The sequence below is a fragment of the Acidobacteriota bacterium genome, assembly GCA_030774055.1.
Classification (GTDB): Bacteria; Acidobacteriota; Terriglobia; order Terriglobales; family Acidobacteriaceae; genus JACPNR01.
Genome location: JALYLW010000078.1, coordinates 20,346 through 35,484 on the forward strand (window position 1 = coordinate 20,346; position 15,139 = coordinate 35,484).

A 15,139-nucleotide genomic window follows, 5' to 3' on the forward strand; every position below is an offset into this window, starting at 1 on the left:
GGCGCAGACATGAAAAAGCCCCCGTTGCCGGGGGCTTCTGGCTGGATATCTTGTGTTCGGCCATCGTTTCTTTGGCTATCGGGCCTACTCTAGCAGGCTTTCTACCGGCCTGCCATAGCTGAGGTTACTTCCTCGCCGTTGACGATATCGATCCGGACCTTCTCCGTGCCCCGGGCCCGCAATTCGAGCATTTGGGCAGCGCCGTAGGAGAGGTCGATGATGCGGTTCCCGACGTAGGGGCCGCGGTCGTTCACGCGTACGGTGATGGAACGGCCGTTCCGCAAGTTCGTGACCCTAACCCATGTGCCTAGAGGAAGTTGCCGGTGAGCGGCGGTGAACTGGAACATGTCGTAGGGTTCGCCGCTGGCAGTGGACCTGCCGTGAAACTGCTTCCCGTACCAGGAAGCTCTGCCGATCTGGTAGGGCTTGGGAGTGGATACAGCGGAGCTGAAGCCTCTTGAAACGGGTTCCGCCGCCGTGATGGCAACCAGAAACAGCGTTGCCAGGAGGCTAGCTAGTACTCGTCGCATCCAAGTTTTCCTCGCTTCTATAGTTTCCTCCCCTCCCACTTAGTAACGTAATTCTATGAAAATAAAGCACAACAAGTCAAGTCTTATTCCTGAAGCGAGATTCAGCGGTGTTGCGTGCTTACCACACTACCAGTTAGCGTCCGGTCTTGGGACGGAATGAAAAGGGGAGGGGGACTGCTTTCATCCACAAGACAGGAGGGTTAGCTGCTTTTCCTCTGGTCGGGTTGGATGGGTTGCCCGGGGGCTGGACGGAAGAGGGCCTGCGGCGGGAGACGGGGCAAGCCCCGTCTCTACCGTGGGCTTCAAGGGCGTGGCGCAAAAAAGCTCGCGGCTAGCACTAGCACTCGCCACCGGTTTCCGTTACATTCGCATTCCGTAGTTCGCATTCCGTACTTCGCAAACCATGCCGCCACTGATCATCCTCTCCATCGCAGGCTTCGACCCATCGTCGGGCGCGGGGGTCACGGCTGACATCAAGACCATCGCCGCGCACGGCTGTTATGGCGTCGCTTGCATTACCGGGCTGACGGTGCAGTCTACCCAAGGGGTGCGCCGGGCGGAGCCGGTGGCCGGCAAGCTCATCCGCGACACGCTCAAGGAACTGGCTGCTGACTTCACGTTCTCCGGCGTGCGCATCGGCATGCTGGCCTCCGCCGACGGCGTGGCCGCGGTGGTCGAGTTCCTCAAGGCGCACAAGATCCCGAACGTGGTGCTCGATCCCGCGATCCGCGCGACCTCAGGCGCTCCGCTGCTCGATAAGGCGGGCATCGAGAAGATGCGCAAAGAACTGCTGCCGCTCGCGACCGTGATCACGCCCAACATCGACGAAGCCGCCACGCTCGCGGGCATGTCCGTGACCAACGTGGAGCAGATGAAGGCCGCGGCCGCCGCGCTGCACCAGCTGGGAGCGAAAAACGTGGTCGTGACCGGCGGACACCTCGACAAGCCGGTGGACGTGCTCAGCACGGCCGGCGGCAAGGTGGAAGAGTTCACCTTGGAGAAGGTGAATTCGACCTCGACCCACGGGACGGGCTGCGCCTTCGCGACTGCGTTGGCCTGCCATCTCGCCGGCGGGCGCGACCTCGACGACGCGGTCGTGATGGCCAAGGCCTACGTGACCAACGCCATCGCGCGCGCACAGAGCGTGGGCAAGGGCGCCGGTCCGGTGAACCACCTCTTCCGGATGGACGACCAGCCGCGCCAGGCGCAGGACGCGCTGGACAAGACGCATTAAGGCCGGCTTCAGTCTTTGGTCTTCAGCCTGTGACTTAGGACTAGATGTCACAAAAAAGAGCCGCCATCAATGGCGGCCCTTGCTATTGAACTGAAGCCTGAGGTGTGGCGGCTATTTCGGCGGCCCCGGCGTCTACTCCGGCTTCGCGGGCCGCTTCAGCAGGATACCCGCGACGAACGCGGCGACGGCCGCCAACAGCCACTGCATGCGCCAGAGCTGCACGGCTTGCCAGTCGATCATGGTGGTGGCGGTGTACATCACGCCGGTCAACGCGGCGGCGAGCAGGCAAACGGCGCCGGCGATGAAGGCCACCAGGGCCGCCGGTCCCATCCCCAGCCGCTGGTGCAGGCGGTTGAAGTCGAGCCAGCCCATGCGCCCGCGGCGCAGCTTGCCGGGCAGGTCGCGGTCGCAGCCGCAGGCATAACAGAAGCGCGAGCCGATGATGAACTCGGTGCCACAACGGGGGCACATTTCGGTCTCTGACGCGGCGGTTGCGGGACGGCGGTCGAGCGAGGCCGAGGCGCTCCAATACTGGTCTTCGCGAGCTTCTCGTTCGATGCGGCGCGGGTCGGAAGCGAGGTTACGAGCTACTACGTCTGGCATACAAGCCTCCCCAATGGTAACAATAGTAGGGGCAACTGGGAAGCCAAAACCGGCGGGATGGCTTAAGGCCGTCCCCTGAATGGTTTACGGGCAAGATTCGAGGCGGGACCTGCGGCGAGGCAGGAAATATTTACGCTTTCGAGGGGAAAGGGAGGCTAGCTGCGGCGCGGCATCCGGACGACCTTAGAGTTGGGCGCCGTCTTGTTCCAGAAGCTGAGCAGCACCAGATCCGAGGGTCGCAGAGTGATCTCATGGGGCCGCGGCATGCCATCGTTGAACAGGTTCTGGTCGAGCAGCCCCCGGAGGCGCTCGAGGGTGATGCCCAAGGCAGCGGCGGCTTCAACTTCCGTGTAAGACTCTTTCACAGATCGAGTGGTGAGTGGCATGCGTGGTCCGCTTTCTGGGGTAGCGGAGTTGTACCTGCTTGGGAGGCTGGCGAGTATCGGGTAAACTCCCAATACTTCCTCGACATGAGACCTTACCGCCCCCCGGTCGTGCGTGGTTTTCCGAGACTCCTTCTACTGTATTTGCTTGTTGGCGTGCTCATTAACGGCGGGGGAGGTACGGTCAAGGCGGCCCCCTCCGAAACGAACGCCCCGCGCATCGCGCTGGCAAACGACGCGCTGACGCGCTCCGGGTTCGAGCATTACTACAGCCTGGAATACGAGCGCGCGCTGGCGGATTTCGAGAAGGTGCGCCAGGCGCATCCGGAGGACCCGGTCGCGCTGAACCATGTGCTCAACACTTTGCTGTTCCGCGAGCTGTATCGCGCGGGCGCGCTCGAGACCGCGCAATACGCCGGCAACAGTTTTCTCGGCAAGAAGCAAGTGAAGATCGGCGAAGACCAACAGAAGCAGATCCGCGAGGTGATGGAGGCTGCGCTGGGGGCCGCGCAAAAGCGGCTGAGCGCGAACCCCAACGATACGGAAGCGTTGTACGCCCGCGGCGTGGCGCTCGGGCTGCGCGCCACCTACGCCGCGTTGGTGGATAAAGCGTGGTTCGCGGCGCTGCGCAGCGCGGTGGCGGCGCGCCGCGATCACGAACGGGTGCTCGAGCTCGACCCTGGTTTTGCCGACGCCAAGACGGCGGTGGGAGTGCACAACTACATAGGCGGCAGCCTGCCCTTCGCGGTGAAGGTGGCCGTCTCGCTGGTGGGCTTGAGCGGCAGCAAGAGCAAGGGGATGCGATATCTCTACGAAGCGGCCGCGGCCAAGGGCGAGACCAGCGCCGACGCCCGCGTTGCCCTCTGCCTCTTCCTGCGGCGCGAGCAGCGCTTCGACGAGGCGCTGGCGGTCGCGCGCTCGCTGATCGTGGATCATCCGCGGAATTTCCTCTTCGCCGTGGAGGAAGGCAACGTGCTCAATGCCGGCGGACAGGGCCGCGAGGCCATCCTCTCGCTGCGCCAGGTGATCGATGCGGGGAAGAAGGGGAAGTATCCCGACCCGCATCTCGAGGTGCCGCTGTTCTCGCTGGGCGAAGCGCTCAAGGGACAACGGCAGTACGCCGAGGCGGCCGACGTCTACGAGCAGGTTCCCGACTATCCGCGCGCCGACTCTGACCTGCGCCAGCGGGCGCATCTTTATGCCGGGCAGATGGCCGACGTCACCAACCAGCGGGAGCGGGCCACGCGCGACTACCAGGCTGCCATCACCGACGATGCGCTGAGCGACAACGCACAGCTCGCGCGCAACTACCTGAAAACGCCGTTCCATTACTAGCGAACTTCGGAACGAACTTGGTTGGAACGAACCGCGGAAAAAACGGGGAACATTTAAAACGAACTTTGGCGCGGCCCCTGCGTATTACAATCCGGGAGGGAACCGTCTTATGTACTGCAACTATTGTGGCAAGGTCATCCAGGATGACGCCGACCTCTGCGCCTATTGCGGCCGGCGCGTAGGGGCGGTCGCGGCGCGCAAGCAATTGCTGCGCTCGCGCACCGATCGCAAGGTCGCGGGCGTGTGCGCCGGACTGGCCGAATACTTCGATCTCGACGTCACCCTGGTGCGCGTGCTCTGGGTGGTGTTCACGCTGGTGCCACCGGCGCCGATGCTGCTCGCCTACATCATCCTGTGGATCGTGATGCCGGAAGAGCCGTTGCGGACCGGGGACACGGTCGTCGTGGCGGTGCCGAGCGATGGGTCTTCGAGCGCAGGTCCGGGGATGGGTCCGCAGGCGACTTCGAACTGACGGGCTGCCAGGCGGCTGGGCGGCTGATACATGGCGGCTAGTCGATAGGCGGCCAACTGACAGACCAAAGAATGCTGAACGTCACCAGCGGCGACGCCATCATCTTCGCGGAAGAGCGGGGCAGCGGGCCGCCGCTGGTGCTGCTGCATCCGTTTCCCGCCAACCACAGATTCTGGCAGCCGGTGCTGCCGCAGCTCGCGCAGGGTTATCGCGTGCTCATGCCCGACTTGCGCGGGTCAGGGGAGTCGACCGCAGGCGAGGGTCCGGCGACGATGGCGAAGCACGCAGCCGACGTCGACCGTCTGTGCGCCGCCGCGGGAGTGAACAAGGCAGTCTTGGTGGGCGTCTCCATCGGCGGTTATGTCCTGTTCGAGTTCTGGCGGCGCCACGCCGCTCGCGTTGCCGGGCTGGTCTTCTCGGATACCCGCGCCACCGCAGACACGCCGGAAGGACGCGCGGCCCGGCTGAAATCCACCACGGAAGTGCAGTTGCATGGCCCGGCGGCGTTCGTTGCCGGCATGGCGCCCAAGCTCCTCGGTGAAACGACGCGCAAGCACCGTCCCGACGTGGTGCGCGCCGCCATGGCGATCCTGAATGAGAGCACGGTCGCCGGCGTGACGGCGCTGCAGCTGGGTATGGCGGAGCGTCCTGACTCGGTGCCGACGCTGAAGACCATCACTGTGCCCACGCTGGTGATGGTGGGCGAAGAGGACACGCTCACTCCGCCCGCCGACGCCGAGCAGATCCACCAGGGGATCGCCGGCAGCAAGCTGGTGAAGGTCCCCGGAGCCGGACACTTCTCACCCTTCGAGCAGCCCGAGTTTGTGGGGAAAGAGCTGCGGACTTTTCTGGACGCGCTGCCGCGCTGGCAGTAGGCGCCATCCGGTCACGCCCGCAAAAGATAAAGAGACGGCAGAATGCTGTCTCTACCCTACGGTTTGCGCTAAGCGACCCGCCTAAACGAAGTTCAACAACGGACGACTTTTGCTGACTGCAATCCCTTCGTGGCGTTGCGCGTATCGACGACGAGTTGCGACTCGCGCACGATGCGCGCGTAATCATAGTCGCTGTGGTCGGTGACGATGACGACGCAATCATATTGCTCGAGCTGGTCGAGCGGCACGCACTTCATCTGCAGGTCGTACTTGCGCCCGCGTCCGACGAAAGGGAAGTAGGGGTCGTTGTAGCTGACCTCGGCGCCTTCCTTCTGCAGCAGCTCGATGATGGCGAGTGCCGGCGATTCGCGCAGGTCGTCGATGTCGCGCTTGTAGGCGACGCCGAGGATCAAGACCTTCGCGCCGTTCACCGCCTTCCTGTGCTGGTTCAGGGCTTTCGCCACCGCCGCGACCACGTGATAGGGCATGGCGGTGTTGATCTCGCCGGCCAACTCGATGAAGCGCGTGTGGAAGTCCCACTGCTTGGCCTTCCAGGAAAGATAGAAAGGGTCGACCGGGATGCAGTGTCCGCCGAGGCCGGGGCCGGGATAGAAGGCCTGGAAGCCGAAGGGCTTGGTCCTGGCCGCTTCGATGACCTCCCAGATATCGATGCCCATGCGGAGCGAAAGCAGCTTGAGCTCGTTGACCAGCGCGATGTTCACGCAGCGATAGATGTTCTCGAGCAGCTTGGTCATCTCCGCCGCTGCGGGGCTCGAGACCGGCACCACGGTGTTGAAGATGGAGCGATAGAGCGCGGCCGCCACTTCGCTGGCGCGCGCGTCGAGCCCGCCGACTACTTTCGGGATGTCGCGACGGGCGACGGTGTCGTTGCCCGGATCCTCGCGCTCGGGCGAGAAGGCCACATAGAACACGCCATTATCCGCACCTCGATCCGCACCCCCACCCGTGTCCCCATCCGTACCCCCGTTGCGCGCGGCGCGCAGGCCGGAAGGATTTTTTTCGAGGATAGGGACCAGGATCTCTTCCGTGGTGCCGGGGTAGGTAGTGCTCTCGAGCACGATAAGCTGTCCCGCGCGCAGGTGAGACGCGATGGCTTCCCCGGTGGCGGTGATGTAGCTGAGGTCGGGCTCGCGCATATCGTTGAGCGGGGTGGGGACGCAGATCACGACGGCGTCCATCTCCGCGATGTGAGCGTAATCGTTGGTGGCGGAAAACCCGCGGGTGCGCGCGGCCTGGATATCGGTGGGCGGGATGCGATAGATGTACGAGCCACCCTCGGCCAGGGTCGCGACCTTGCGAGCGTCAACGTCAAAGCCAGTGACGGGGAACTTTTCCTCACTGAAGAGCAGCGCCAGCGGGAGGCCGACGTAGCCCAGGCCGATGACGCCGACGCGCGCCTTCCGCGCCTCGATCTTCGAAACCAAAGGCTGCGAGCTCAAGCCCTGTGACCGCGAGGGCGCTGCCGGAACGCCGGATTGTGCCTGCTTGGACATGCTTGGAAGCCTTGATTCTAGCATGCGTCGAGCGCCTGCTCTTCGCGCGTGCTACTCACGTCATCGAGTGATAAACGGCGGCGAGTGATCAACGCCCGTGAGTGATAAACGACGGTGCAACCGCGTCGAGGCCGGAGCAGGCCGACCCGCAGGATTTGCATCGCCGGGTATACTTTTGGGAATGACTCGCTGCGTCCTGGCCATGCTTCTCCTGCTGGCGACCTCCACCGCCCTCGCGCAGCGGGAGCTCTCTGGCGGACGGACGGCCCCGCCACCTCCGCCTCCCGCGCCTGATCTAACTTCGGCGACGGTGAGTTACGCGGTCGACGCCGAAGCCGCCCATCGCGACCCGGCACGCTTCTCCCTGACCATCGATCTGCTGGGCCATGCGACATACACCGCCGAAGACGCGGCGGGGGGCGAGCAAGCCGGGACGAAGGCAGAAGCTGCGAACGCAGAAGAAGGTGCGAGCGTGCCGCCGCCCTATCGCAGCCAGTTCGACGTCTCGCCGGCGACCCGTGACCGCATCTTCGCGCTGGCCCAGGGGCTCGACTACTTCCATGGCGATTTTGAGTTTCGCAAGCACACGGTCGCCGATACCGGCCGGAAGACCTTCCGCTATGACGACGGCATGCGGCACGGCGAGGCGGTGCTCAATTGGTCAGAAAACAAGCAGATGCAGGAGCTTACCAACCTTTGTGAAAGCATCGCGTTGACCCAGAATTTCGCCCGCCGCCTGGTCTATCAGCGCCGCTTCGACCGGCTGGGGCTGGAAGCCACGCTCAAGCGCATGGAAGAACTGGCGCATGCCAACTATCTCAGCGAACTGCAGGCTATCGCTCCAGTGCTGCGACAGGTGGCGGGTGACCCGGGGGTGATGCACGTGGCGCGCGAGCGCGCGAACCGGATGCTCGACCAGGTGCAGGCAGCCTCGCAGCCGGCCGCGGCCCCCTCAGGGGCTCGCCGCTGAGCTGCCTTGCGGCAGGGAAGGGCCAGGAAGAAAGAGGATGGAGCAGCAACTCTGGTCTATGATTCGGAATCTAAACAAGCAGCGACCCAGCTATCAGCGACTTAGGAGAATCAATATGCTTCCGAGATTGGGGCACGCCCTCGCTCTTGGGACTCTGGTCTTTGCGCTGGCTACCGGCGCCGTCGCGCAGGTGGATGCCGACGTTTATTCCAAAGCGCGCATCGTTCGTCTGAGCTTTGTCCAGGGCGACGTTCGTATGGACCGTCCCGACTCCGGCGGTCTCGATACCGCGTTCCTCAACATGCCGATCGTGGAAGGATCGCGCGTGGTCACCGGCGATGACGGTTTCGCGGAACTCGAGTTCGAATCGGGCGGCACGGTGCGGCTCACGCCGGGGAGCGAGCTGCGCGTCCGCGAACTGGGGTTGCGCGGCGAGCACCAGGTGAGCATGCTCGAAGTGGGCGACGGCACCGTTTACTGCAACGTGAAAAAAGATTCCGACGACGACTTCCGCGTCGTCGTCAACGGACAGGAAGTGCGGGTGGCCAAGTCCGCGCGCTTCCGCATCCGCGGCGGCCGCGGCAACGCCGAGATCGCGGTGACCAAGGGCGAGGTCGAGCTTATCGGCAGCGCGCAAGCGGTCCGCATCAAGAAAGATGAGACGCTCACGCTCGATCCGCAAGACCCGGGCCGCTACTTCCTCGCCCGCAATGTGACACCGTTTTCCTACGACACCTGGGACCGCGAGCGCGATGAATACCGCGAGCGCTACGTCGCGACCTCGAGCTCGTATCGCGGATATTCCTCCGGCTACAGCTACGGCGTGAGCGACCTGAACTATTACGGTAGCTACATCAACGCGGCGGGCTATGGGTATGTGTGGCGTCCTTATGGCTACTCCGCAAGCTGGGATCCGTTCTCGGATGGCGCGTGGGTGTGGTATCCGGGGTACGGCTACACCTGGGTCTCGGGATATGCGTGGGGATGGATGCCATATCGCTACGGGCGTTGGGTCTACATCGGCGGATACGGCTGGGTGTGGCAGCCGGGTAACTCCTGGCGCAGGTGGAACAGGTGTACTGCGGTCTACAATCCGCCGCACAACTATCATCTGATCGCGCCGCCAACCGGCGGTGGTGGTCATCGTGGTGGTGGCGCGGGCGGCGGTGGCGGACGTGTGGTGGTAGTGGGACAAGGGCCGTTCACCGGGCACGGCCCGGGCTTCAAGAATGATGGCGATGGGCTGCGGCCCGGTGGCAAGCGCCGCGTGGTCGTTGTTACCGACGGCAGCGGTAGCGGCACACCGGCGCCGGCGGTGCTGACGCCGGGATTGGGGACACCGGGAACGCAGACGCCAGGAACGCAGACGCCGGGAACGGAGTCCGTGGTCGAAGCGTTGCGCCGCGTGCACGGCCAGGACCTTGGCCTGCCGGGGCGCATGCGCCGGCAGCCAGCCGACACTGCGGAACCTTCGACCACAACGGTGGCGCCAACCGTAAGCACGCCAAGCGTGACCACAACGACAGGAAGCACGGGGGCGGGAGGCAGTGCGACCACCGGCGGCGGCACGAGCCCGGCGAAGCCAACGCAGCAAGTCATCACTCCGCCCAGACCGGTGCGCGGTTCCCGCTCCGAAGAGGGCGTGATTATGAGCCCGGCGGGGAATACGGCGACTACGATGCCCACGACGACGATCACGATGCCGGCGCGTCCGGCGCAGTCGGCGCCGGCAGGTCCATCGCAGTCATCGCCTTCGCGCCCATCGCAGTCTGCGCCTTCGCAACCCCCAACCTCCAGCTACCGTGGCGGGAGTTCGGGAGGCGGAGGGAGCTCGCGCAGCAGTTCGAGCGCGAGCCCGAGCTCGGGTTCCAGCGGCCGGAGCAGCAGTCCGTCGGCAGCACCGGCGCGAGGCTCGTCTTCATCGCATAAAGACCCGAAGTAGAGCGGACAAGAACCAAGAACTAAAGAGGCACAGCGCGACGCTGCGCCTCTTTTCTTTTCGTCATTCCTCTCCACCCAAGCAGAGCCGGCTGGTGTGGGGCACCCATCTGCTTGTCTGGGGCGCCCACTACCTCACGACGATCCCCGCATATCCCACGACCGCGTCGCGATCGCCGGAGATATCGCCCGAGGTCGCGTACTTCACTAGTTCAGCTTGGGTCGCGCCCAGCGCCTTCGTCGCAGTGAGCATGGCGACGGTCGGGCCGTAGCCGCACATGCTGATGCGCTCGCGCCGCACCGTGTCGTGCAGTCCCGCAGGATCGAGGGCGAGGATGCGGTCGATGGCTTTGCCGTCCTTCACCCGCGTGATGGCGTCGGACTCATAGTGGTTCATGTCGCTGGAAGCGATGACCATGATGCCGTCTTGCTTTGCGAGGACGGCGGCGAGCGCCTGTCCGAGTGCCTGCAACACGGCGAGCTGGCCGACGCCGATGCAGATGGGCACAAAACTGAAATCGGGAAGGAGCACTTGCAGGAACGGAAGCTGCACCTCGAGCGAATGCTCGGTGCGGTGCGCCTGCGCGTCTTCTTCGAGATAGGGAAAAGCGGCCTTCAGTCCTGCGGCCAGTTCGTTATCGATCTTCGCGGTCCCCAGGGGCGTGGCCCACGCGCCGGCGCTCATGATGGCGAGCGGCTCGCCCGCGCCGGTGTGGTTCGGGCAGAGAATGACGAAACGCCGTGGCAGCTCGAGGTGGGCGTAGACAGCGCCGGCAACGTGTCCGGAGTACATATAGCCGGCGTGCGGGACGACCGAGCCGAGCGCGCGCGACTTATTCCCATTCTTCAAATAGGTGGAGACGTCGCGGCGGAGTATCGCGGCGTCGGCGGGATAGAAGGTTCCCGCGACGGCGGGAGAACGGACTGGCTCGGCGTCAGGCATTTGCACTCATTCCTTAGTGAGTCCACGGAAGAGTTTCGCCATCTTCTCCAACTCCACCGCTTCGGCGCGCACGTCAGGACGCAGCTTGGCGGCGGCGATGGCGGCGCGTATCTCCTTGTCGCCCTTCTCTCCGTAACGCGGCTTCAGGTTGTTGAGCAGCGTTTTGCGCTTGTGCGCGAACGCCAGCTTGAGGAACTCCTGGAACGCGCCCGGATCCACGCCCAGCTTCTCCACCTGCGGCGCGATGGTCAGCCGGAGCACGCTGGAGTGCACCTTGGGTTGCGGTGAGAAGGCACCAGGCGGCAGGGTGAAGAGGTTCTCCGTCTTCGCAAACAATTGCGTGACGGCGGAGAGCAGGCCGTACTCGCGTCCGCCGGACTGCGCGGCGACGCGGTCGGCGACTTCGCGCTGCACCATGATCACGATCTGCTCGATGTGCTGGTGCTGCGCGAACAGGTGCATCAGGATGGGCGAGGTGATGTAGTAAGGCAGGTTGCCGATGACTTGGGCCTTGGGCGCGCGGTGGATGCGAGTATCACCGGCGGTGCCGGAATCGCGTCCGACGAGGCGCGCGAAGTCGATGCCGAGCACGTCGCCTTCGATGATCTCGAGATTGCTGCGGCCGGAGTAGCGCAGGCGCAGCTGCGCCCCGAGCACGCGGTCGAGCTCGATGGCGGCAACGTGCGCGGCGCGCTGGACCAGCAGGTCAGTGAGGATGCCCTTGCCCGGGCCGATCTCGACGACCTGCTTCTTCGAGACGTCCCCGAGCGCGGCGACGATCCTTTCGGCCGCACTCCGGTCGATGAGGAAATGCTGTCCCAGCTTTTGTCGAGTGGAGCCTGGTCGACTAGAGCTTGGCTTGGCAACGGTCTTTTTTCCAGCCGGCGTATTTCCAGCAGCCATGACATTGACCCTCGTTCGAACGGGCAGTAGACTTCAGCGTTCCCCCAGGCGGTTGGTTCGGGTCATTAATTCGTTGGCCCAGATTCCATTGGTCCAGTGTGGAGGTTTCTCCGATGAAGATCACCTTCGCGGCATCCGAGTGTGTCCCATTCTCGAAGACTGGCGGCCTGGCCGACGTGGTCGGCGCGCTGCCGCAGGCGCTCGCCTCGCTCGGCCATGACGTCACCGTCTTCCTGCCAAAGTACAAGCAGACCAAGCTGGCCGCACCGAAGACGTTGATCCCCAGCCTGACCATACCGTTCGACGACCGCTACCGCTTCTGTTCGGTGCTCGACGGCGGCTCGCAACACGGCGTCCGATTCTACTTTATCGACTACCCGCCATTCTTCGAGCGTGACGCACTCTACGGTACCTCAGCCGGGGATTATCCCGACAACGCGGAGCGCTTCGCGCTTTACTCGCGGGCAGTGCTCGAGGCCTCGAAGATCATCGGCGTGCCCGACGTCTTCCACTGCCACGATTGGCAGTCGGCGCTCGTCCCCGTGCTGCTGCGCACCCTGTATGGCGATGACCCTGCGTTCCGCGGCGTGCCCGTGGTCTTCACCATCCACAACATGGGCTACCAGGGCCTGTTCCCGCCCGACACGCTGCCGCTCCTCGGCTTGCCCTGGGACCTGCTTACCATGGACAAGCTCGAGTTCTTCGGCAAGGTGAACTTCCTCAAGGGCGCGCTCGTGTTCAGCGACTTCATCACCACGGTCAGCAAGAAGTACTCGCAGGAGATCCAGACCTCGGAGTACGGGTTTGGCCTCGAGGGCGTGCTGCGCGCGCGCGCGGCCACCGTCACCGGCATCCTCAATGGCGTGGACTACAACGAGTGGTCGCCGGAGGGGGACAAGTTCATCAAGGCCAAATACTCGGCCGCCGACCTGGGCGGCAAGAAAATCTGCAAGCAGGACCTGCTGACCGAGTACGCCTCTGCTGACACCGCCACCAAGCTGCCGGTGATCGGGATCATCTCGCGCTTCGCGGCGCAGAAGGGTTTTGACCTGATCGCACAGATCATGGACCGTCTCGCGCGCGAAGAGATGATCATCTGCGCCCTCGGCTCCGGCGACAAGGAGTATGAGGAGATGTTCAAGCGGATGCACGCACAATTCCCCGCAAAGGTCCTGATCAAGGTGGCGTACGACAACACCATCGCGCACAAGATCGAGGCCGGGGCCGACATGTTTCTGATGCCGTCGAAATACGAACCGTGCGGCCTCAACCAGATGTACTCGCTCAAGTTCGGCACCGTGCCGGTGGTACGCGCAACCGGCGGGCTCGACGACACCATCGAGAATTGGGACGCGAAGACGCAGAAGGGGACCGGCTTCAAGTTCTCGGAGTATTCCGGCGAGGCGCTGCTGAAGACCATCCAGACGGCGCTGACGGCGTTCAAAGACCAGGCCACTTGGCCGCAGCTCATGCGTAACGGCATGGCGAAGGACTTTTCTTGGGACGCATCGGCGAAGGAGTATGTCCGGGTATTCGAGCGGGTGAAGCAGGCGAGGTCGGCGGCGGCGTAGCCGCCAACGCAGGCGCTCGGGTTATCAGGCCGGCGACCCGCCGGCCTTTCTCTTGGCCGCGAAGTAGTAGAACGCCGGCACACCCGCCGCCAGGAAGGCCACCGACACCCAGGTGAGCACCGGCTCTTCCCGCAAGTTCTCCGCAAAGGTGTAGACCAGCAGCACCGCCGCGGCGGCGATGAACAGCGCTGGTACGACGGGATATCCCCAGGTCTTGTAGGGACGCGGCGCGTCCGGCTCTTTCTTGCGGAAGACGAAGACGGTGCTGGTGGAGATCATGTAGAAGAGCCACTCCGCGAAGATGGCCAGTCCGAGGAAAGCGACGAAGCGCGCCGGGGTGAGCAGCAGCGCAACGGACAACATGAGCTGCACCACGATGGCCGCGCCCGGCGTGTGGAAGCGCGGATGAACATGCGCGAGCGTCTTGAAGAAGTAGCCATCGCGCGCGGCGGCGAAGGGGATGCGCGCGCCGCTCATGATGGTGCCGTTGAGCGTAACGAGCATGGAGAGCGCGATGCCGGCGGTGATCACGGCTGCGCCGCCGGCGCCCACCGCGACCAGCATCATGGAGGCCGCCGGAGATTTCGACTTCGCGATATCGATTGCGGGCAGCACGTACTGGATGGCCGCGTTCATCAGCACGTAGAGCACGCCCACGATGGCGACGCCGGAGATGAGGGCGATGGGGATGCTCTTGCCGGGGTCTTTTACTTCTTCGCCGACCATGTTGAGGTCGTTCCATCCGTCGTAGGCCCAGAGCGCTGCGACCAGCGCGACCATGAATCCGGCAAAGCCGCCGCGCGCAGGCGAGGTGGTCGAGAAGTTCGCCCACGTCCCGGCGGAGTAGGTGAACCCGACGACGGCGATGCCCACCAGCATCGCGACCTTCAGGATGGTGAATACGAGTTGGAAGGTGCCCGCACGCTTCACTCCGATGTAGTTCAGTCCGGAGATAAGGACCGCGGCGAGGATAGCAACGAGCTGCGACCACATCACGGGGAACGGAGAGGTGAAAATGGGATCGGCGAGGAAGCGGAACCAGGGCAGCGCGCTGAGCGCGTCCGCCAGCCCGGTGGTGACGGTGGCGATGGAGGCCGGCTTGGCGACCACGAACCAGCTCCAGCAATACAGGAAGCCGGGGAGGGGGCCATAGGCGTCGCGGATGTAGACATACTCGCCGCCCGATTGCGGCCGCATGGCGCCGAGTTCGGCGAAGGTGAGCGCGCCGAAGAACGAGAGTATGCCGCCGACCAGCCACGCGAGGTAGACGTATTTCGCCGAGCCGACGGCGAGCATCATCGTCCCCGGCACGCGGAAGATGCCGCTGCCGATGATGGTGCCGACCACGATGGCGGTGGCGTGGCTCACGCCGAGCGCGCGCAATAGCTCGCCGCGCGGCGGTGCCGATACCGGCGTTTTAGCCAAGCTCGTCTCCTTGCGGCGGAGCTTGCTGCGTGTCTTGCTGCGCGTCTTGCAACGTAGCCCCGGCGTCAGTCTCGCCGAAGGCCAGACTGGCAATATACCCGACGGTGAAGGTGACGGCGGTCCCGATGACCACGTACCACGTCCACGGGATCTTGGTCGCGAGCCAGACGTAGAGTGAGGTAGCAAAGCCGCACGCCATGCCAACGAGGGTGCCACGCTCGTTGGCGCGCCGCGTGAGCACGCCGAGCAAGAAGACGCCAAGCAACGAGCCGTAGGCCACCGAGGCGATGGAGAGTCCGACCTCGACGACGCGTCCACCGCGCCGCGAGAGCATGGCGAGCGCGAACAGCACGAGCGCCCAGAAGACGGTGGCGATGCGCGAGACGACCATGCGCCGGCGTTCGTCGGCAGCGGGCCGCAGGCGCAGGTAGAAGTCCACGATG

General features: G+C 64.4%; 15 protein-coding genes. 7 read left to right on the plus strand and 8 right to left on the minus strand.

Annotated features, from left to right (window positions below; translation table 11 throughout):
• Positions 1-101: 101 nt before the first annotated feature.
• Complete coding sequence (locus M3P27_06140; protein MDP9267891.1) at positions 102-530, minus strand: septal ring lytic transglycosylase RlpA family protein; 429 nt, start codon at positions 528-530, stop codon at positions 102-104.
• A gap of 403 nt (positions 531-933) precedes the next feature.
• Here M3P27_06140 and thiD point away from each other — a divergent pair, with 403 nt between their 5' ends.
• A complete protein-coding gene (gene thiD / locus M3P27_06145; GenBank protein ID MDP9267892.1) occupies positions 934-1,764 on the plus strand; it encodes a bifunctional hydroxymethylpyrimidine kinase/phosphomethylpyrimidine kinase in 831 nt (276 codons plus the stop codon).
• Positions 1,765-1,896: 132 nt separating this feature from the next.
• On the opposite strand, the gene M3P27_06150 is transcribed toward thiD, so the two are convergent.
• On the minus strand, positions 1,897-2,367 hold the full coding sequence (locus M3P27_06150) for a hypothetical protein (protein MDP9267893.1): 471 nt from the start codon (positions 2,365-2,367) through the stop codon (positions 1,897-1,899).
• Between the two features lie 155 nt (positions 2,368-2,522).
• Positions 2,523-2,732: a hypothetical protein gene (locus M3P27_06155; GenBank protein ID MDP9267894.1), complete on the minus strand. Its 210-nt coding sequence runs from the start codon at positions 2,730-2,732 to the stop codon at positions 2,523-2,525.
• 174 nt (positions 2,733-2,906) lie between these two features.
• On the opposite strand from M3P27_06155, the gene M3P27_06160 reads away from it, so the two are divergent.
• From M3P27_06160 to M3P27_06170, 3 genes are all read left to right on the plus strand, one after another.
• On the plus strand, positions 2,907-4,085 hold the full coding sequence (locus tag M3P27_06160; GenBank protein MDP9267895.1) for a hypothetical protein: 1,179 nt from the start codon (positions 2,907-2,909) through the stop codon (positions 4,083-4,085).
• 109 nt (positions 4,086-4,194) lie between these two features.
• Complete coding sequence (locus M3P27_06165; protein MDP9267896.1) at positions 4,195-4,557, plus strand: PspC domain-containing protein; 363 nt, start codon at positions 4,195-4,197, stop codon at positions 4,555-4,557.
• A gap of 71 nt (positions 4,558-4,628) precedes the next feature.
• On the plus strand, positions 4,629-5,432 hold the full coding sequence (locus M3P27_06170; GenBank protein MDP9267897.1) for an alpha/beta hydrolase: 804 nt from the start codon (positions 4,629-4,631) through the stop codon (positions 5,430-5,432).
• 92 nt (positions 5,433-5,524) lie between these two features.
• Here the strand turns inward: M3P27_06170 and M3P27_06175 are convergent, their stop codons facing one another.
• Complete coding sequence (locus tag M3P27_06175; protein MDP9267898.1) at positions 5,525-6,946, minus strand: nucleotide sugar dehydrogenase; 1,422 nt, start codon at positions 6,944-6,946, stop codon at positions 5,525-5,527.
• A gap of 181 nt (positions 6,947-7,127) precedes the next feature.
• On the opposite strand from M3P27_06175, the gene M3P27_06180 reads away from it, so the two are divergent.
• On the plus strand, positions 7,128-7,916 hold the full coding sequence (locus tag M3P27_06180; GenBank protein MDP9267899.1) for a hypothetical protein: 789 nt from the start codon (positions 7,128-7,130) through the stop codon (positions 7,914-7,916).
• A 115-nt stretch (positions 7,917-8,031) separates the two neighbouring features.
• The gene (locus tag M3P27_06185) at positions 8,032-9,858 is read left to right on the plus strand and encodes a FecR family protein (GenBank protein MDP9267900.1); all 1,827 of its coding nucleotides are present in this window, start codon (positions 8,032-8,034) and stop codon (positions 9,856-9,858) included.
• 126 nt (positions 9,859-9,984) lie between these two features.
• Here the strand turns inward: M3P27_06185 and amrB are convergent, their stop codons facing one another.
• Both amrB and rsmA read right to left on the minus strand, forming a co-directional pair.
• Positions 9,985-10,797: an AmmeMemoRadiSam system protein B gene (gene amrB / locus M3P27_06190; GenBank protein ID MDP9267901.1), complete on the minus strand. Its 813-nt coding sequence runs from the start codon at positions 10,795-10,797 to the stop codon at positions 9,985-9,987.
• 6 nt (positions 10,798-10,803) lie between these two features.
• Positions 10,804-11,700, minus strand: coding sequence for a 16S rRNA (adenine(1518)-N(6)/adenine(1519)-N(6))-dimethyltransferase RsmA (rsmA, locus tag M3P27_06195; protein MDP9267902.1), 897 nt, complete (start codon positions 11,698-11,700; stop codon positions 10,804-10,806).
• Positions 11,701-11,813: 113 nt separating this feature from the next.
• On the opposite strand from rsmA, the gene glgA reads away from it, so the two are divergent.
• Positions 11,814-13,271 (plus strand): glycogen synthase GlgA, encoded by a 1,458-nt coding sequence (glgA, locus tag M3P27_06200; protein ID MDP9267903.1) that lies wholly within the window; start codon positions 11,814-11,816, stop codon positions 13,269-13,271.
• Between the two features lie 24 nt (positions 13,272-13,295).
• On the opposite strand, the gene M3P27_06205 is transcribed toward glgA, so the two are convergent.
• Positions 13,296-14,696 carry an amino acid permease gene (locus M3P27_06205; GenBank protein ID MDP9267904.1) on the minus strand — a complete coding sequence of 467 codons (1,401 nt, stop codon included), beginning with the start codon at positions 14,694-14,696 and terminating at the stop codon, positions 13,296-13,298.
• On the minus strand, positions 14,689-15,139 hold a 451-nt coding region (locus M3P27_06210), incomplete at its 5' end, for a hypothetical protein (protein MDP9267905.1). The genes M3P27_06210 and M3P27_06205, both read right to left, overlap by 8 nt.